Source organism: Bradyrhizobium sacchari, from assembly GCF_002068095.1.
GTDB lineage: Bacteria > Pseudomonadota > Alphaproteobacteria > Rhizobiales > Xanthobacteraceae > Bradyrhizobium > Bradyrhizobium sacchari.
In genome coordinates this window covers 38,569-57,208 of sequence record NZ_LWIG01000001.1, presented here as the reverse complement: position 1 = coordinate 57,208, position 18,640 = coordinate 38,569, and the positions used below count along the sequence as shown (strand labels likewise).

The 18,640-nt window shown below is 59.2% G+C and carries 15 protein-coding genes; 4 read left to right on the top strand and 11 right to left on the bottom strand.

The window, feature by feature from the left end; genetic code table 11:
• The gene (locus A5906_RS00300; protein ID WP_080133978.1) at positions 1-993 is read left to right on the top strand and encodes a hypothetical protein; all 993 of its coding nucleotides are present in this window, start codon (positions 1-3) and stop codon (positions 991-993) included.
• A 5-nt stretch (positions 994-998) separates the two neighbouring features.
• Here A5906_RS00300 and A5906_RS00295 read toward each other — a convergent pair whose 3' ends face one another.
• A complete protein-coding gene (locus A5906_RS00295; RefSeq protein ID WP_245326535.1) occupies positions 999-1,295 on the bottom strand; it encodes a methylamine utilization protein in 297 nt (98 codons plus the stop codon).
• A gap of 584 nt (positions 1,296-1,879) precedes the next feature.
• Between A5906_RS00295 and A5906_RS00290 the strand changes: the two genes are divergently transcribed.
• Both A5906_RS00290 and A5906_RS43585 read left to right on the top strand, forming a co-directional pair.
• The gene (locus A5906_RS00290) at positions 1,880-2,785 is read left to right on the top strand and encodes a Crp/Fnr family transcriptional regulator (RefSeq protein WP_245326534.1); all 906 of its coding nucleotides are present in this window, start codon (positions 1,880-1,882) and stop codon (positions 2,783-2,785) included.
• Positions 2,786-4,742: 1,957 nt separating this feature from the next.
• Positions 4,743-4,940 (top strand): hypothetical protein, encoded by a 198-nt coding sequence (locus A5906_RS43585; RefSeq protein WP_080133327.1) that lies wholly within the window; start codon positions 4,743-4,745, stop codon positions 4,938-4,940.
• 335 nt (positions 4,941-5,275) lie between these two features.
• Here A5906_RS43585 and A5906_RS00275 read toward each other — a convergent pair whose 3' ends face one another.
• Together A5906_RS00275 and alr are read right to left on the bottom strand one after the other, a co-directional pair.
• Complete coding sequence (locus A5906_RS00275; RefSeq protein ID WP_080133326.1) at positions 5,276-6,526, bottom strand: D-amino acid dehydrogenase; 1,251 nt, start codon at positions 6,524-6,526, stop codon at positions 5,276-5,278.
• A gap of 51 nt (positions 6,527-6,577) precedes the next feature.
• Entirely contained in the window at positions 6,578-7,645 is a 1,068-nt protein-coding gene (gene alr / locus A5906_RS00270; protein ID WP_245326581.1) for an alanine racemase, read from the bottom strand.
• Between the two features lie 187 nt (positions 7,646-7,832).
• Between alr and A5906_RS00265 the strand changes: the two genes are divergently transcribed.
• On the top strand, positions 7,833-8,288 hold the full coding sequence (locus A5906_RS00265; RefSeq protein WP_080133324.1) for an Lrp/AsnC family transcriptional regulator: 456 nt from the start codon (positions 7,833-7,835) through the stop codon (positions 8,286-8,288).
• Between the two features lie 628 nt (positions 8,289-8,916).
• Here the strand turns inward: A5906_RS00265 and A5906_RS00260 are convergent.
• The 8 genes from A5906_RS00260 to A5906_RS00225 all read right to left on the bottom strand — a co-directional run bounded on the left by A5906_RS00260 (position 8,917) and on the right by A5906_RS00225 (position 18,481).
• Positions 8,917-9,573, bottom strand: a complete 657-nt coding sequence (locus tag A5906_RS00260; RefSeq protein ID WP_080133323.1) for a cysteine hydrolase family protein — start codon at positions 9,571-9,573, stop codon at positions 8,917-8,919.
• Positions 9,574-9,792: 219 nt separating this feature from the next.
• Complete coding sequence (locus A5906_RS40875; RefSeq protein WP_136614846.1) at positions 9,793-10,503, bottom strand: hypothetical protein; 711 nt, start codon at positions 10,501-10,503, stop codon at positions 9,793-9,795.
• A 754-nt stretch (positions 10,504-11,257) separates the two neighbouring features.
• Complete coding sequence (locus A5906_RS00250) at positions 11,258-12,757, bottom strand: CoA-acylating methylmalonate-semialdehyde dehydrogenase (RefSeq protein WP_080133321.1); 1,500 nt, start codon at positions 12,755-12,757, stop codon at positions 11,258-11,260.
• Between the two features lie 41 nt (positions 12,758-12,798).
• On the bottom strand, positions 12,799-14,313 hold the full coding sequence (locus A5906_RS00245; protein WP_080133320.1) for an ABC transporter ATP-binding protein: 1,515 nt from the start codon (positions 14,311-14,313) through the stop codon (positions 12,799-12,801).
• Between the two features lie 40 nt (positions 14,314-14,353).
• Positions 14,354-15,280 (bottom strand): ABC transporter permease, encoded by a 927-nt coding sequence (locus A5906_RS00240; RefSeq protein WP_080133319.1) that lies wholly within the window; start codon positions 15,278-15,280, stop codon positions 14,354-14,356.
• 4 nt (positions 15,281-15,284) lie between these two features.
• Complete coding sequence (locus A5906_RS00235; protein WP_136614845.1) at positions 15,285-16,361, bottom strand: ABC transporter permease; 1,077 nt, start codon at positions 16,359-16,361, stop codon at positions 15,285-15,287.
• A 9-nt stretch (positions 16,362-16,370) separates the two neighbouring features.
• On the bottom strand, positions 16,371-17,483 hold the full coding sequence (locus A5906_RS00230) for a BMP family ABC transporter substrate-binding protein (protein ID WP_080133318.1): 1,113 nt from the start codon (positions 17,481-17,483) through the stop codon (positions 16,371-16,373).
• 32 nt (positions 17,484-17,515) lie between these two features.
• Positions 17,516-18,481, bottom strand: coding sequence for a dihydrodipicolinate synthase family protein (locus A5906_RS00225; RefSeq protein ID WP_161495352.1), 966 nt, complete (start codon positions 18,479-18,481; stop codon positions 17,516-17,518).
• Positions 18,482-18,640 lie beyond the last annotated feature (159 nt).

The window sequence follows — 18,640 nt, the reverse complement described above, 5'->3', positions numbered from 1 at the left end:
GTGGGGCTCTCTTTCTGGTTCTTGGGGACACAAGCTGCCAGTGCCCATGTCAAGTGGTTCTGTGCGTATGACGCTGCCGGCCAGCCCCGAAGCCTCGAAAACGTGCTGTGCCAGGATTTTGAGCTGCTCTTGGGTCTTGCCCTGTTCTGTTTTTTTTCCGGCTGCCTGGTTGAGCGGACGTCTTTGGGTGAGCTGACGGCCCGGTCCCTCAACCGCTTCACGGATGGATTGCGACTACATACTGAGGAAATCATCCGTGCTGTCTGCGGATTTTTCTTCGTCTCGCTTTGGGCGGTGGGCGGTATCTTGCTGACCCCTGAACTGAAAACGACTTCGCCGATGGTTGGGCCTTTGCAGCTCGCCATCGCCGCAGGCCTGCTGTGGCGCCGCACGATGCCCCTTTCCGCGGCGGGAATCGCGGTGCTGTTCGGGCTCGCCGTTCGAGACTACGGAACGTTTCATCTGGCGGATTATCCGATCTTTCTGGGCCTTGCGGCCTACCTCGCGCTCACTGGCTTGCAGAAAGATCTGTTCGGCATTCCTCCACTCGATGTCGTTCGCTACGCAACCGCCGTAACGTTGATGTGGGCCTCGGTGGAAAAGTGGGCCTACCCGGAATGGAGCTTCCCACTTCTGATAGAGCACCCCGGCATGACGCTCGGATTCGACAGTGAGTTCTATATGCGCGCCGCCGGTATGGTCGAATTCACGCTCGCGTTTGCCCTGGCTTGGACGCCACTGGTCCGGCGCGTTGCGGCCGCCATGCTGCTTGGAATGTTCGTCAGCGCGTGCTTCGAATTCGGCAAGCTTGATGTGATCGGGCACTCGGCGATCATCGTCGTCCTGATCGCGATACTTTCCGATCACCAGCCGAGGGAGGCCGACTATCGCGCTCCCTGGCTCGCCCCGGCCGGACTATGTGCGGCCCTGACGGTCACGCTCTTCGCCTACTATGTTGGCCACGCCGCGACCTTCAATACCTCAATTCTGTAGGCGCGCTACTTGGTGACATGCACGCCAAGTTTCATCTTGGGATGAATGCCGCACAACACGGTGTAATCTCCAGCCACAGAAAAGACGACGTCGAACTGGCTGCCCGGCTGTTGATCGCCGGAATCGAATTCAAAAGTATCTGAGCTCAAATAGGCGTGATGCAAGAGCTCGCCATCGTCATTGACGAACCGTAGAGTCTCGCCGCGCTTTATTATGATTTCCTTGGGTCTGAATTCTCGATCTTTTTGCGAGATTACATGGGGGGTGGCCCCTAGAGTGGCGCCGGCGAGGAGCCCTCCCACTATTATGGCTGTTATCCGAAAACCGAACGTGCCTGTGCGCGAAGGTATCAACCTTGCCCTCATTCCAAACCCCACTGAAGCTAAATCTAATCAAAAAATCCGCGGACCGCCGGAGTCCGGGACTACTGACACTTATCACAGATTGATCTTAATTCTGAGCATCGGTTCCAATCATATTGAGGAAACTTGGAGGCATGAGGCAGGAAGCCAGCTTTATCCGCGGAGCATGTCCCCTTTTCGCGATGCGCGGGCAATAAGCCAGTCATCGCCGTGGCCCCAACGGCAAGACAAACAGTGCTCCCTCTGGCATGAACTGTTGAGGGAAGATTGCTTGATTGTCTGGAGGGCATCAGAACCGATTCGCGTGGCTAATAATGAGCTCCGGCACAGAGGGAGCATGATTAAACGCTCACGTGATATCCGAAATGTTCTCTGAGAGGCGTGGTTGCCTTAAGGGCGGTGTGTTTGGCTCACGCGGCGGAGTCCAACACACCGCCGCCCCGGTCGCGGCGCTGAAATTCATCAAAGAAAGCATCTAAGCGCGGGATTTAACCCTCAACGCGCGGTCCATTGCAGTAATCAATATGGAAAAATATGTTACAGTCGACAGGTTGTTTCAGCAGGTTTCCGCGCGCTATGAGACGAACCCTACTATGACTGATCGAGTGCCACCCGTCCTTGAAGCGCTGGACAGCTCGGGAGACGTGGCTCTCAAGGGAGTGTGCGGCGAACAGCCGATGCTTCATCGGCGCGATAGCTTGCGTCCTAATAAGCGGCCCCTTGTCAAAAATGCGATCCTGGCCAGAATTTCTCTGGAAGGCCTCGGGGCAATAGGGGAGTGCCTTGAACCGATCGTCCTGAAAGAACGTATGATTCTGCAAGAGTCGAAAAGGAATGTCGAGCACGTCTATTTCATAGAGTCGGGCCTCGTTTCGCTAAGGGTTGTCGCGGCGGGAAGCATGCTTGAAACAGCCGTCATAGGATATCGAGGTGTGGTCGGTGCTTCGTTTTTGTGGGGAGGACATCTTTCGACGCATCAATCTGTGGTGCTCTTCCCCGGAAGCGCGCACAGGATTCGTGTCGAGGAATTGCGTCGGCTGATAAAGCAGCGTCCTGAGATCCGAGAGCATCTCCTTGAGTACGTTCAAGCGCTGACATTTCAGTGCGTTCAGACGGGACTATGCGGGGTTCGTCACAATCGTGAACAGAGGCTCGCGAGCTGGCTTTGTTTGGCGAGTGATGCTGTTGACGCTGGAGTGCTGCCAGTTACCCATGACTACCTTTCGTCTGTCTTGGGACTCCGTCGCGCTGGAGTAACGCAGACCCTAAGCCGATTCGAAGAACAAGGGCTGATCCGCAAGATGCGCGGTGTCTTGCAGATTAATGAACACAAGTGCCTCGAGCAAAGGGCGTGTTGTTGTTACAAGCTCATTTCAGGCGCCTATGCCTCGTCTCGGTCCGCGATTCCAGCAAACGAGCGGCTGGGGTAACAAAGTCGCGCAGGCTTTTTTGATTCGCCTCTTCAGTTCATAATCGTGGCGGCTTCACGCCTATTCGCCATGTGGCGCCCATGTGAGCTGAACCGCGCGACAGCCCGTCTAAGCTCTACGGCATTCCCTTAAAACTCGGTGCTTGCTCATCTTGCGCTCCGGTACAGAGCATTTCAACAAGAGAACGGCCCTCCGCAGCGCTCAATTCCAATCTTTCACGGCCGCCGCGACCACGATGCAAATCTCGGCTGCATCGCGCCGTATTGGTTTCATGATTCGAGCCATAACCCTGTAACAGTGGTTGGCCGTTCAGCTGAGATCGGGGCGGCCGCCCCTAAAGATAGGCCGGAAAGAAATGCAAGAGCAGAGAGATGACCAGATAGCCGATCGAGAGAAAGAGCTCCCGGCCTTCCTTGAAAAAGACCTTCGAAAATCCCGATATCGTACCGGGACGTCATTGGCCAACCCGGTGAGAGACGGCACGAATGGATGGAGGTTCTCGTCGCAACCAGCACTCTTACGGAGTCGAGATCAATGCACGAGCTGTTGCAACGATCCAGCGGTTACCCCAACGCACGATAGAGTCGATCCGCCCGATGCCAGCGGCCACGTCTCCCTGTGCGGCCATTCGAACCCCATCTGGCCCTTCGAGCGCCGCCTTTCCGCCGCGAACGTCAAGCACAGCCCAACCCTCAATAGTCGTCGGCCTTGTCTCGGGGATTGACAGGAGCGGCCCCGCAGACCCGAGCGATCCTGTTACCGACACGTCTGGGTCGATAGCCGAAGAAGCTGGGTTCTGAGCTTCCGCCCATTGCGCCTCACTCGATGCTTTGGCCAAACGCTTCGGAACGAGGCAAGCGCTCACCGTGGAAGGTTGACCTAAAAGAGGCGATGTTCGCGAGCCTGATGCTGATGCTAGCTTTCGCGCGCTTTCGGCCTTGCAGCCTGACTTTGTGTCCGGCACCCGGCGGCAAAGCCGTTTCTACCTTGGCTTGAAAGTCGAGATTGTTGCAGGACCGTACCAAGCCGCCGCCCATCCCAATCAGAAGCCCCCGGCCAATGCGGCCACCACGAGCCAGACGGTGCGATTTGAATGGCCTCTTGGCTCCATGAGCGACTGGATCTCATCTCGATTGGAGGCCAAGAAATCTGTTTGGTCGAGAGTGATGGGCCACATTGTCTCGATCCGCGACCCTCTCGATCCTTTCCAAGGTATTGGCATGATGCAGTTGCATGCTGGGGTCCTTGTGGTCCCCAATGATCATGTCGCAACTAAGCCAACTCTTAACAGCCGATACCCCTTAGCACGAATAAGTCAGCCGTAGAGCCAAAGGAGCGTGATATCTGGCGGTTCGCCGGAAGCTTGGCGGCAAGAGCCTCGGATTGTGTTGCAGCCATGAGCTGCTGGACCGGCCTGGCATTGGCGCGATGCGCGGCTGGGCCTCCGCGGGACGAGCCCTTGGCCTAGCGATGGCATCTTTGGGAGCTCTGAATTTGACCTCGTACTGTTTTGAGCGACAGCCCAGGCTCGCAGGGTGCTTGGGGGCATAGGCCGGGGCCCCTCCGCCAGCTCGGTCCGCAAGCCAACGAGACCCTGAAGCTAACACGCAACCCTTTATTCCTTGCGATAGGCAGTTGTGGCGGCTGAAGCGCTGAAGACCATGAAGCCCGTAGCGAATGAGTTGGCGGCGGCGGCCAGCTGGTAAATGAACCGATTAAAACCACTACGTGAACTGTGCGGTCAGCCCCGGTCTGCCGAATTTCCCGATGCCTTGTTCCGGCACAACACACGTGAATCGCAAGTGTTCTCACGTCGGCTTCTGTCACAAAACTTTGACGGACCTATGCCACCGTGGATGAGCTGGGATTTCAGCGCCGAGACGGGAATGCATTTGCGAGCGCTGCCGAGCGAACATACCACAGCGTTCATACGGTCTCATATTTTTGAGGTTGGTGCATGTTCAGTGCGGAAACGACTGCCCTCCTTAGAGCCGTCCTTGAAGAAGTTTGCGAGAAAATTCCCGTCAGCGAAGTTGGCGCCCGAACGCATGTTGCATCGAAGATCCTTGAGGCCGCGGCACAGGGACAACTTTCGACCGATGCATTGAGAAAGGTGGGCCGCAAAGCCTTGAATCCCCCGACGATGTGGCGTTGATCCCAGGCCTGCCGGTTCGCGCTGGCGGGCCTTTTCCGAAACGCGCAAGCGAGCAGGAGGCCGTGGTGAGCGAAGGGGCACCGTCAGCGAGCAGATTCCTCATTCGGATTGGAGGCGCTGGTTGGATGGTTTATGATCGAGAACGCAGGGGCCCGGCGCTGATTGGGAGCGACTGGGCAGTCTTGTCGTACAGCACGTAGAAGCGGAAGGCAGGCTCCGCTCTTTCGAGGCGTGCTCAGGCTTCACTCACGTTACGGCCCGCTGGATTGCTCGGCCGCATGCGGACCGGCCGCGAATGGCGCAGCCGATAACCAAAGGGCTCTTTTGCCGCAGAACTATCCGTAGCGCCCTAGGCCGAGATCCTCTGTTTCGATGTCGGGTTTTCGTCCCGAGACAAGATCCGCTATGACCCGAGAAGAACCGCAGCTCATCGTCCAACCGAGAGTGCCATGCCCGGTGTTCAAGAATAGATTCCTGATCTTGGTCCGGCCGATGATTGGGGGGCCGTCCGGAGTCATCGGTCGCAGGCCTGACCAGAAGGAGGCGGTCTTGGGATCTCCACCGGGGAACAGATCCATCACGGAGTACTCCAGGGTGCGCCGACGCGCTTCGACGAGATCATTGGTATAGCCCGAGATCTCGGCCATTCCGCCGACGCGAATTCGATCGCCGAGACGGGTAATAGCGATCTTGTACGTTTCATCCATGACTGTCGACTCGGGAGCGCGCGAGGTGTCAGCGATCGGAATTGTCAGCGAGTACCCTTTAACAGGGTAGACTGGCAGCTTGATGCCAACCTTCTTGAGGAGAAGAGGTGAATAGCTTCCGAGCGCGACAACTACCGCGTCCGACCGAATAGTCCCGTGATCGGTGATCACACCACGCACCTGGCCAGCTTCGATGTTCAGTCCATTGATGAATTGTCCGTAACGGAAGTCGACGCCCAACGCCGCGGCTTTTTGCTCCAGCGCATCAGTGAACTTGAAGCAGTCGCCGGTCTCGTCTTTCGGGGTCAAAAGTCCTCCGGCTATTCGGTGGCGCACGTAGCGCAATGCGGGTTCGGCCCGAACACAACCATCGCGATCGAGTACCTCGAAAGGAACGCCGTCTGCCGCAAGAGCCTTCACGTCCTTTGCCGACGCATCGAGCTGTTGCTGTGTTCGGAACAGCTGCAGGGTTCCCTGCATGCGCTCGTCATAGCTCAACGAGATCTCTCTCCTCAGCTCGGCAAGTGCCGTGCGACTGTAGTCCGCCAAGCGCAGCATCCGTCCTTTGTTGACTGCATATCGCGCGGCCGTGCAGTTGGATAGCATGCGACCAAGCCAAGTCAGCATCGCTGCATCAAGCTTCGGACGAAGGATCAACGGCGCATGCCGCATGAGCATCCACTTGACGGCCTTCATGGGGATTCCCGGGGCAGCCCACGGCGAACAGTAACCAAAGGAAACTTCCCCCGCGTTCGCGAAACTCGTTTCCAGCGCAGGACCCGACTGCCTATCGAGAACAACGACTTCGTGCCCGAGCTTTGCAAGCTGATATGCGGTTGTGACGCCGATAACGCCTGCGCCTAGAATCGTGACTTTCATTATCTAATCCAATGTCTTGCTTGACGATGCCGGCTCGTCTGCGGTGAACGTTCAGCAATAGCTTTTGAAGAAGCGACTACCGAGGCCGGTGAGGATCTCGTAGGAAATCGTGCCGGCGTCAGTCGCCAGCATTTCAAGGGTCTGATGGGGGCCGATCACTTCGACGAGGCTTCCTAGATCGAGTGCGTCATCCGGCAGATCGGAGATGTCGACTGTCATACTGTCCATCGACACTCGCCCCACGATAGGCAGACGATGACCATGGAAGTAGACGGCTCCCCGACCGCTCAGGCTGCGCGGGAGCCCGTCGGCATAGCCGGCGCAAAGTGTAGCAAGCCGGGTGCAGTCGCTGGTTAAGTGCGTTCCACTGTATCCGACCATGGTCCCGCTTGGGACCCTGCGGGTCTGCACAACCGCAATTGAGAGGCTGACGACAGGCTCCATCGGATTTGCTACACCTAGCTGCGGCGCGCCGCCATAGAGTGCGATTCCTGGACGAACAAGAGAGCCGTGATAGTCGCTGCCCATCAGCACGCCGCCAGAGTTCGCGAAGCAGACGGGCAGCGGCGCAAATTCCTTGGCCACCTTCTCCATCTCTGCGAGCTGCGCAACGTTTTGGGCTCTAGTGGGCTCATCTGCGGATGCGAGATGGCTCATGACGTAGAGGACCTCGAGCTCCGGCGATTGCGCAATTTCCATGCGCACTGCAGCGCGCTCAGCTGGCGCAAATCCGAGCCGTGACATGCCGGTATCAAACTGCAGAACAGCAGGAAGGCGTCTCCGCTCTACGCGGGCCCGAGCGCGCCAACGGTGAAGCTGGGTTAAGGAGTTGATGACGGGAGTAACCGCCGCAGACGCGCAAACAGCCTCCGCACCGGGCAGTAGGCCGTTCAGCACGAAGAGCTGCGCGCCGCTGGGAAGATGAGGCCGCAATGCGACGGCCTCCTCCGCATGCGCCACGAAAAAGTCCTTGCAGCCGGCGCCAAGCAACGTGCCCGCCACTTGAATGGCGCCCAAGCCATAGGCATCGGCTTTCACCACTCCCGCCACGCGAGCCGGATTCGCGATCGATGCAATGCGCTGAAAATTGCGGCGCAATGCGGCCAAATCGACGGTCATGTAGCCGGGAAAGCCGTGCGCTTTCCCGGCTAGCAATGCACCGGGAGCAGTCCGGTCCAATGTGTCTTCCATAAGGAAAAGTTTAGCGCAAGATTCGAGCAAGTGCCGGGCGTTCCTTGCTCGATTATTCGAGGACTGCTACATATTCGAACAATCTACCAATTGTTCGAATATTCGTACGACGCTTATGGACAGCATAGATCGTAATATCTTGCGCGCGCTCCGCGTGAACGCCCGGGTGAGCAATGTAAATCTGGCGGAGGAAGTTGGGCTTTCTCCTTCGGCGTGTCTGAGGCGTATCAAGCTGCTCGAGAATGCGGGCATCATTCGCGGGTACACGGCGCTCGTCGAGACGGGCGCCGACTCACAAGGTCTTGCCGTGCTGATCAACATCACGTTGGAACGGCAGACAGTAGAGTATCTCAACAAATTTGAGGCTGCGGTACGCAAGTATCCGGAGATTCAAGAGTGCTATCTCATGACCGGGGGGGCGGATTACTTCCTGCGAGTGGAAGCGGCCAATGCTGTCGAGTTCGAGCGCATTCACAAGGAGATCCTCTCGACGCTTCCGGGCATCTCACGTATTCATTCCAGCTTTTCCATTAGGAACGTACTTGCGAACCGGCCAAAGGGGCGACGCTGACATGTGCTTTGGCGCGGTAAGGTCGCAACTCTTGCTGGTCCCAATGGCCGAGCAGCGGTCGGTCTGTTGTATTTACGCTCGAGCCTCGTCTCAGACCATTTGGCGGTGCTCTTTTGCGAATAATCTCATCAGTCGGCGTCTGTATATGATCCAGCGTGCGCGCCAACCGCGACGGGACGAACGCAGCGCGCAGATAGGCCGCCTCATATTTGACGCCGCGCCAGGCGCCGCGGCCGTACATGCTGTTGGCGGGCCATGACTGGCGAGACACCGTTAACGCGCTCCGTCGGTGTTGAAGAATCGTCAGCCTTCCGCAGCGAGCGCGAGCGTCCTTCAGCGTCTCGCAGAATGCGCTTCCATCCTAGTCGAGACGCGCCCTGAACAGCACTGCGGCTGAACCGCGATCGAGGATCCTCTCTTCGCGACCCGCTCGATCACCGTTCTCGCTGCTGAAGTTGCTAGGTCCGCGTCATGATTGAGCGCTCCACCAGGCGCGGCTTCGCCTCGCGTCCTGGCCGCCCCGAAAGTCGGATCAGGGCCAGCGACGCGCGACGCCGGATGGACACGCAGCCGCATGGGTGCCGCTCTACATTCCTCATCGACCGCACTTATTGGTAAGCGCCTGTCATCAAAAGCCACCAATCTCCTTAATCAGCGCTTCTGTGGAGACCAAACGGCAATAAGTTGAGCTGACCCGCAAACTGTTCTCGTGGCGCTCCTGGCTGTAGGTAGCACACGCATCTGGCACGAGAGTGACCAGGTAGCCGCGATCACAGGCATCGCGCGCGGCGGACTCGACGCACTCGTCGGTAAGGACCCCCGCCAGCACGAGTTGCCTAACCCCTAGATTGCGCAGCAAGTAGTCAATTTGGGTAGACACGAACGCACTCGATGACGTTTTCGGCAGTATGATTTCATCATCGCCCGGGGCGATCTGATCAATAACCTTCCCATCCCATGCTCCCTTCGGCACGTGAAAGCCCAGGATCTTGTAGTTCAGCCCACGATCCCGACCGTCTCTGGTCAGATTTTCGATGGTTGTGTAGAGCACTTCTATGCCAGTTCTACGAAATGCCGCCTGCAACCGCTGCATGTTGGGTACCGCAATGGTACTCAGGCGGTCGAAATAATAGCCATACTTTGCTGCAAGCTCCATGTTAGACACGTTCTTGAACTCACCACCATCACGGTGCACGCAAAAGTTTTGCACGTCGATGAACAATAGGGCAGACTTCTTCGGATCGAGCGGAATCTCGCGCGTGCCCGGACTTTGTGTTTTTGACATATTCTCTCATCCTCACGTTGGTCAGATAGCGGAGATCAAGGTTATCCGTTGCGATGTACGGCCACGCATGGAAGGAACCATCGAGCACTCGACAACTCGTATGTTGTCCAGTAGACGCCGAGATCGTCTTCGAGCTGATTTGATGCTCGCAATTGGCAATCCGTCGCGCCCGCTGGCAACTGCAGTCGCCGGTAGCACAGTCAAGCCAAATCGGCATGGCTACCACCCTAACCCCAGATCGGCTTTCTCTTCGGAGACGATGCGGCTTCTCAGCTCCTCCCCGGTCAGCCAAACTAGCCAATCGTCGTCGACAATTCCTTCTTCCATGAGCCGTAGTGCTGAGCCGCCTCTCTCTTCATGCGCATATCCATATCGTGAGACGACACCCTTCTCGATCGCCCAGTTCGCCACGAGTGCACACACGAAATCAGGAGCCCACATAGCAAAAGACACGGCAAAGGCGATTCCTGCCAAGATACTTGTCATCCCAGCGCCTCGGTAGTCTCGGCGCACCCACACATCCCCGTGGTAGGCGACTTTCCCGGACATTCTCTTTGCACCTTCTGCAATGCATGCGCATCTGTCGTGCGGGTGCGCATGTTGCATCGGCGATCGGTAAAACGCCTTAAGAGTTTCAAGGTGTTCTGCAAAGTTACTGCTTGAAAGTTCGTAAAGCCGAACTGCCTCCAAAACCGCAACTTCGTTGCGCTTGTCACGACCAACGACCCAAAATCCTTCCTCGGATTCAATCGGCGAGCGGTCAGGTCTAAAAATTGGAGATGTACGCCCCTTTGTCGGCGTCGACTCAGTGATCGAGACGTATTCTCTAAAGTCAACGCCCAGCGAAAGCTTTATGCCCCTTTGAGACGCGTCGACATCATACTTCCGAATAAATCTCGCGATGTGTAGTAGGTCAACCGCGTTCTTCATTGCATTGCTGCATACCTTTGCGTTTAACACCGACGCACCTTTCGGTCATAGGTTGTTAAAACATTGGTCAGAATCATTAGACTACCTGTTTCGGTAGGGGCGTAGCGCTAGGTCATGCGCCTGTCGGAACGGCGGGCGTGCTCATGGTGGGGGCGGATCGGAAGATGATCCGCTATCACTCCATCCCCTCCTGACGTGGCTCTCGGTGGTCGGCTGCGCGAGTTCGCCAGCGAGCGGCTAGGTTTTGAGGTACCGCCCGCTGTTTGTCTCTACTGGGACGCGAGGCCGGAGCACGAGCCGTCGGGGAACAATCTTATCCGGCTATATCGCGAGGAAGGGCTCATCGTCCGCAAGCGGAGGGCTCGTCGCAAGGGTGGTTGGGCAAGCGCTCGTGTCGCGGCGTGAGGCCAAGCTCATCCCAGGCTGCTCGCGGACTGTATTCGTGACCAGTTCGCTGAAGGCCGGCGCTCTCGCATCCGTCGGCATCGTCGGGGGGCACTAAGGACCGGTGTCGGGTGCGACAATTCCCGTGTTGTACAATGAGATATCGCGCCCGTACCGAAACTTCAGCTTCGCCTCATTCGAACGAATAAGCAATCTGAAAAAAGATGAGGTCCGTCCGCACTGCGGGTGCACAACTGTCTGCGGCATTCTCGCTCTGAGACTCCCGCCAGTGAAACGGCCCGAAAAAGAAACGAGGGCCGAGGGCCCTCGCAGTTTGGGAGAACAGAGACACATGTAACTTCAGACGCCGTCATGACATGGTCGGCATGACAAATTCAGCACCGGCTCGTATTCCGGTTGGCCAGCGGCTGGTGACCGTCTTCATTCGCGTATTGAAGCGGACGCCTTCAGGGCCGTGCATGTGGTGGTCGCCGAAGATCGATGCTTTCCATCCACCGAACGAGTGGAAGGCCATCGGCACCGGAATCGGAACGTTGATGCCGACCATTCCGACTTTGATCTGATGCGCGAATTCACGCGCGGCATCGCCATCACGCGTGAAGATGGCGGTACCATTGCCGAATTCGTGTTCATTGATCATGCGCGCGGCCGTCGCGTAGTCCGGCGCTCGAACTACTGAAAGCACAGGTCCGAAGATCTCTTCCTTGTAGATCTTCATGTTCGGCTTGACATGGTCGAACAGGCTTCCGCCCACGAAGAAACCATTCTCATAACCCTGCATCCTGAACTTGCGTCCGTCGACCAGCAACTTTGCACCCTCGGCGACACCGGCATCGATATAGCTCCGGACCTTCTCCAGGTGCTGCTTCGTGACGAGAGGCCCCATCTCCGTTTCGCGGTCGGTACCCGGCCCGATCCTCAGGCCTCGGACCTTGGGTTCGAGCGCGGAAATCAGCTTGTCCGCCGTGCCCTCGCCGACCGGCACGGCAACCGAAATCGCCATGCAGCGTTCGCCGGCGGAACCGTAAGCGGCCCCCATCAACGCATCGACCGCCTGATCCATGTCGGCATCGGGCATCACGATCATGTGGTTCTTGGCGCCACCGAGCGCCTGGCAGCGCTTCCCGGTATTCGCGGCCGTCGAATAGATGGTCTGCGCGATGGGTGTGGAGCCTACGAAACTGATCGCCGAAATATCCGGGTGATGCAGCAACGCATCGACAGCTTCCTTGTCGCCTTGCACCACGTTGAACACACCGTCCGGCAGACCGGCTTCCTTCAACCACTCCGCCATGATGAGCGACGCCGATGGGGCGCGCTCAGATGGCTTCAGAATGAACGCATTTCCGCAGGCGAGAGCGACCGGGAACATCCACATCGGAACCATGACAGGGAAATTGAAGGGCGTTATCCCGGCGACAACACCGAGCGGTTGGCGGGTAGAATAGCTGTCGACGCGGGTACCGACATTCTCGGTGAGCTCGCCCTTGAGGAGCTGTGGAGCGGCCGTGGCAAACTCGACAACCTCCATTCCGCGCTGAACTTCGCCGAGAGCGTCGGAGTGAACCTTGCCATGCTCGGAGACGATCACGTCGGCGAGCTGACTTGCGCGATCCTCGAGAATCCGCAGAAATCGATTGAGCACGCGTGCACGCCGTAGAGGCGTCGTGTCGGCCCACCCCTGCGCTGCCTTGCTGGCGGCGGACACCGCGTCCGCAACCACCGCCCCATTGGCGGCTACAACACGGCCCGTTTGCTCGCCCGTTGCCGGGTTGAAGACCGGAAAGCTACGTTCGGTGCCCCCCGAGACCTCCTTGCCATTGATGAAATGATTGATCTGCGTGACCACGAACGTCTCCTTCTTGTTTCTGATAAGACCCGCGCCTCAAGTCAGGCCGCTTTCAGTCCTGCCATGTATTTGCCGATCACGCGCTTGTCGGCGCCCTCGGCTGATACTTCATGGACGATGCGACCCGCGCTCATGACGAGGACCCTGTCGACGAGGCCAAGCAACTCGTCGAGATCCTCCGAGATGAGCAGCACTGCGGCTCCGCCGTTCCGGGCCTCGAGGATCCGACGGTACGTTTCTTCGCACGCAACGAAATCAAGGCCGAATGTCGGATTGGACGCGACCAGCAATCGAACGTCCTGCGTGAGCTCTCGCGCCAGGACAGCGCGTTGAACATTGCCACCGGACAGCGCGCTCATGCTTGCGTTCAGGCCAGGAGCCTTGACACGAAATTGTGCGACCAGCCTCTCGGCCTGGTCTGCGAGCGCGCCGTAGTTCATCGCGATGCCACGGCAGAGCGGCACCCGATCGAAATTGCGCAGGGCAAGGTTCTCGGCCAGTGACATGCGATCAACGCAGGCGTTCTTCAGGGGCTCTTGCGGCAGTCCATAGACGCCGAGGCGAGCGATTTCCTGTCGCGTACCGTTGAACGATGAGCCGGAGACGGTCATCGTACCGCTCCGATCCCGCTGCCCCATCAGGGCCTCGACCAACTCCAACTGACCGTTTCCGGATACCCCGGCAATCCCGACAATCTCGCCTGCCCGCACTTCGAGCGAGAGATCTTTCACAGCGGGAAGACCATTGTCGCCGTTCACGCGGAGGTCACTGATGGAGAGGACAATATCGGACTTCGGCTGTGATTTTGGCGCGTGCTGCACCATCTTGCTGACGGGCTCTCCGATCATAGCTTCTGCCAGAGCGTCATCAGTCAAATCGGCGACGGCGCCCGTTCTCACCGACGCGCCTCGACGCAATACCGTCACGTCGTCGGCGAATCGGCGCACTTCATGGAACTTGTGGCTGATCAGGATGGCGCTGAGTTCGCCCGTCCGTGCCAGGCTGCGAACATGGCCGAGCACTTCATCGGCTTCTGCCGGCGTCAGCACTGACGTCGGTTCGTCCAGGATGAGGAGCTTGCGCCCGAGATAGAGTTGCTTGACGATCTCGGCCTTCTGCTTCTCGCCCGCAGAGAGCTGCGAGACGCGTACGTCGAGTGGTACGTGAAAAGGAAGCTTCCTGGTGACTTCGCCCAGCCGCCTCAGCTCGCTTTGCCAGTTGATATAGGCCGGCAATCTCGCACCGCTGACCACGAGATTCTGCGCCACCGTCATGGACGGCACGAGCGTGAAATGCTGATACACCATGCCGATGCCGAGCGCATCGGCATCCTTCGGCGAGTTCAGCCGGTGCTCGCGCCCATCCACCTGGATGTGACCCTCGTCCGGATGGTAAAAGCCCACCAGGCATTTGACCAACGTGCTCTTCCCAGCGCCGTTCTCCCCGAGCAGCGCGTGGACGGTGCCCGAGCCGATCAGCAGCGATACATTGTTCAGGGCGAGGTTCGCCCCGAAACGCTTCGTCATGTTCTTGAGCTCGACTTGCGGAACGCTCATCGGACTATCCTCCGAGGATGAATTCTCGTCACGACGCTTCTCACCGGTGAAGTTTGAGCTCGCCCGGGGCATCGGCGAACGGAGCAGCCCGTGACGTCGACGCCACCATGATTGCGAGGGTCAGAATGTAGGGGGCCGCATTGAACAGGTAGTAGTAGCCGGTCACGCCAACGCCCTGGAGCGCAGGACCAAGAGCGCCGGCCCCACCGAACAGGAGCGATGCGCCGAGGGCGTTGATCGAACGCCAGCGGGCAAAGATGACGAGCGCGACGGCCATGATGCCTTGGCCACTCGACAGGCCTTCGCTCCAGCTCCCCGGATACGAAAGCGATAGGAAGCTGCCGCCGATGCCGGCGAGAAAGCCGCCCGCCATGGTCGCAACGATGCGCACCCGCAATACAGGAAACCCAAGCGCGCGTGCCGCATCCTCGCTGTCTCCCACCGTGCGCAGCATCAGCCCCCAGCCGGTCCTGTTCAGGAAGACGTAGACCGCGAAAGCCAATGCAATTCCGACGAAGAACAGTGCGTTGACGTCCAGCGCAGCTCGCACCTGCGGTACGCTCGACCAGAATCCGAGTGCGATCGAGGGAAGCGGCGGCGCCTTGGGCTCGATCAAGGGTTTGCCCAGGAAGAACGCGAGGCCCGTACCCAGCACTATCAGGCTGATGCCAATTGCGGTGTCGTTGACGCGCTTCACACTGCACAGCAGGCCATGCAGGAGGCCGAAGGCCATTCCGGCAAGTCCCGCGGAAAGCACGCCGAGCCAGGGCGAGCCGGAGAGGTAGGAGATCGCGTATCCCGCCATTGCGCCGAGCATCAGCGTACCTTCGAGGCCAAGATTGATACGGCCCGACTTCTCGGTGATCAGCTCACCGATGCTCACGAAAATGAAGGGTGTCGACACACGGATCGCCCCACCCAGGATCGCGAGCGGCAGCGCAAGCCAGCCGATTGATGCAGCGTCCATGTCTTTACCTCCGCGTCGTTTCTCGGAGTTGTTGCGCGATTGCATCCGCGACGAGGACGCAGATGAAGATCAGACCCTGAAACACCAGCATCGTCGCATCCGGAAGTCCGAGACGTCGTTGCAACAGGCTGGCGCTTGCCTGCATGCCGCCGATCAACAGCGCGACAGCAACAATCGCAAGCGGTTGATGTCGCGCCAGGAACGCGACCAGGATTCCGCTATAGCCATAGCCAACGATGAGCGAGGAGTTGGCCGTCCCCTGCACTGCCGCCACCTCGATCGCGCCGGCAATTCCCGCCATGCCGCCTGCCACAACCGAGGCACCGATGATCCAGCGATTCACCGCAAGGCCAATCATCCTCGCGACCCGCGCACTTCCGCCCACCACTCGCAGCGCAAACCCCCAGCGGGTGTAACGGAGCACGACATGTGCGGCGATCGCCAGCAAGAGACTGACGGCAAGGCCGGCGTGGACGCCCACGCCTGGCAGCGTCGGCAGCATGTAGGAGGGATCGATAGGATGGGTCGACGGCTTGTCGAGACTTGCCGGATCGCGCAACATACCTTCGGTCAGGTGGTGGAAGACGGCGATTCCGATATAGGACAGCAGCAGGCTCGAGATCGTTTCATTGACGCCGCGAAATTGACGGAGCACACCCGCCAGACCGAACCAGAGTCCTCCGATCAAGCCGCCGGCCAGCAACATCAGGAGTTGCATGGGAAGCGCGTGCGCTCCTGCGAACGGCAACGTCACGACGGCACCCGCGAGCCCGCCGAGCACCAAGGCCCCCTCGCCGCCGATAATCACCAGCCCCGCTTGCGCGGGGATCGCAACGGCGAGGCCCACGAGGACCAAAGGAGCTGCGCGTGACAAGGTATCCTGCCAGGCGAAGCTGCTACCGAAGCCGCCCTGGACGATCAGACCGAACACCGTGGCGGGGTTCTGCCCGTACAGGGCCACGAAGGCCGCGAAGATGGCGGAGGCGAGCAGCACCGCCAGGACAGGCAAGGCCACACTCAGTTGAGATGCGGTTACCAGCGGCTTCGAAGGCACGGATTCGATTCCGGAAATCGAAGACAAGAGCGCCTCCTAGACTTGGCCAATGATGCCTTCGACAAGATAATTGATGCCGTCGAGCGCACGGTCGTTGCTGCTCTGGAAGACGCCGGCAGGGATGACGACGTTACCCTTGTTGTCCTTGAGCGGGCCGCTGTAGATCACGCGCGTGCCGCCGATGAGGTCTGCCCGCGCCGTCTCAGCCGCCGCGCGCGCCTCAGTTGTAACGAGTTTTCCAAACGGACTGTTCTTGACGAAATGATCGCCAAGGCCGGCACGGAGGTAGGGCTCGGGCTTCTTGCCGCCACGCACGCTGCCGGCATAGACAAGATACGGCGTGATCCAGTTCCACTCGGCCCCCGTGAGATAGCCGTTGGGAGCCACATCGGCCTGACTAGAGTGGTAGCCGCACGACATGACGCCGCGCTTCTCCGCCGTCTCGATCACGACTTTCGGGCTGTCGACCTGGGCGGCGATGACGTCGGCCCCCTGGTCGACCAGCGTGTTCGTCGCCTCCGCCTCACGCACAGGAAGCACCCAGTCGCCAGTAAAGATGACCTGCACCTGAATGGCCGGATCGACTGAACGCGCACCGATCGCAAACGCGTTGATGCTGCGCAGAAGATTGGGCGTCGGCTTTGCAGCGACGAGGCCGAGCTTCTTGCTCTTCGTCATGTGGCCAGCGACGACTCCCGAAATGTACTGCGCCTCGAAGATGTAGGCGTAGAACGTGCCGATGTTCTCGGGCATGCCCGCCGTCCACACGCCGCCGGTGTGAGCGAAGGTGACATCCGGATACTTGGCCGCCATTTCCAGAACGTGCGGCTTGAAATAGCCAAACGAGGTCGCAAGGATGAGTTGAGCGCCGTCCTGACGGATCATGCCTTCCATGCTGCGCTGGGCCGCGATCGTTTCCGGAACGCGCTCCTCCTCGATCACCTTGATGCCGGGCAGCTTCTTCAGCGCCGCGGCGGCCTGTGCGTGGGACTGGTTGAAGCCATAATCCTGCTTGGAGCCGGAGTAGAGGATTCCGACGGTCAGCGGCGTCTCGGCACGGGCAACGGTACTCTTGAGAACCAATGGTGCGGAGCCGGCAGCGGCCAGCATCTGGAGCACCGAGCGACGGTCAACAGGCTTCAAAGTCATGTTCCCCTCCGTTGAAGATTACAATCAGCAAGTCACGACGACATTCGTTCGGCAGCAGACAGTAGGCCAAGCGCACCACATGCAATGAGGTCGGCTTCCAGCTCTCGTTTTTCAGCAGCGGACAGCGGCGTGACTGGCGAGCGCACGGCGCCGCCGGCAAGGCCGATCAGATCGCACCAATGCTTGACCGCCGCGTTCGGCATGTGACCGCGCTTCAGCGGGTCCATGATCCACTTGTTGAAGATGATCCGTTGCGGCGCGAGTGAAGCACAGATGCGTGCCGCTTCTTCCGTCCGTCCAGCCGCCAACAGAGCCACGTATTCCGCGATCGGGCGAAACTCGCCGCGTTGGTAGAGGTAAGGCTCGGGGTCGGCGTAGAGGATCGACTGCCCCTCGGCCTGCATGTTGGCGAAGAAGTTCTCTTCCAGCGGGTCCGACACCAGCACGCCGTTTCGCGCGGCCTGGCGAAGCACCGCGTTCTCGGCTGCATTGCCTGTCGTCTTCAAGAGCTTGAGATTGGGTAGGGAGCAGAGCTGAGTGAAAACGCCGGGATCCAATGGGCTGCCCGCGGCGGTGCGTGCGTTGAAGATGACGATCGGCATCTCCAAGCGGACACAGACGTGGTTCAGATAGGCGAACTGCTGCGCAGCGGATCGCGGCCCGGACGTTGGGACCATGAGCACGGCGTGGCTGACGCCAAGCCGACGCGCATGCTCGCCGAGATCGATGGTTCCCTCCACCGAGGGACCCGAGATCACCACGGAAATCCCGAGGCGCCCCCCCGCCTCGTCCGCAATGACCTCGATGACACGCTTTCTCTCCAGCAGCGTGAGCGACCAGACTTCGCCGATCAGCCCATTGCAGAACACCCCTGCCAATCCGGTCGCGATGTAGTGGCGGACGTTCCGGCGGACTCCGGCCTCGTCGATGGCACCGGATGCATCGAAGGGCGTGTGAATTGCCGCCCAGATTTCCGGGATATTCCGCTCGATCGCCATGCTCGCTCCCTCATCCGACCGGTCTATTCTATTTATCATTATAAACCGGATTTGCATGAATATGCCTATTATGGGAAAAGTGTCAATCCATGAGTCGGTTCTTTGGCCTGGCCCCAAGCCAGTTCGCCCCCGCAGCCGGCCCAGGATCCTATTGGTCGC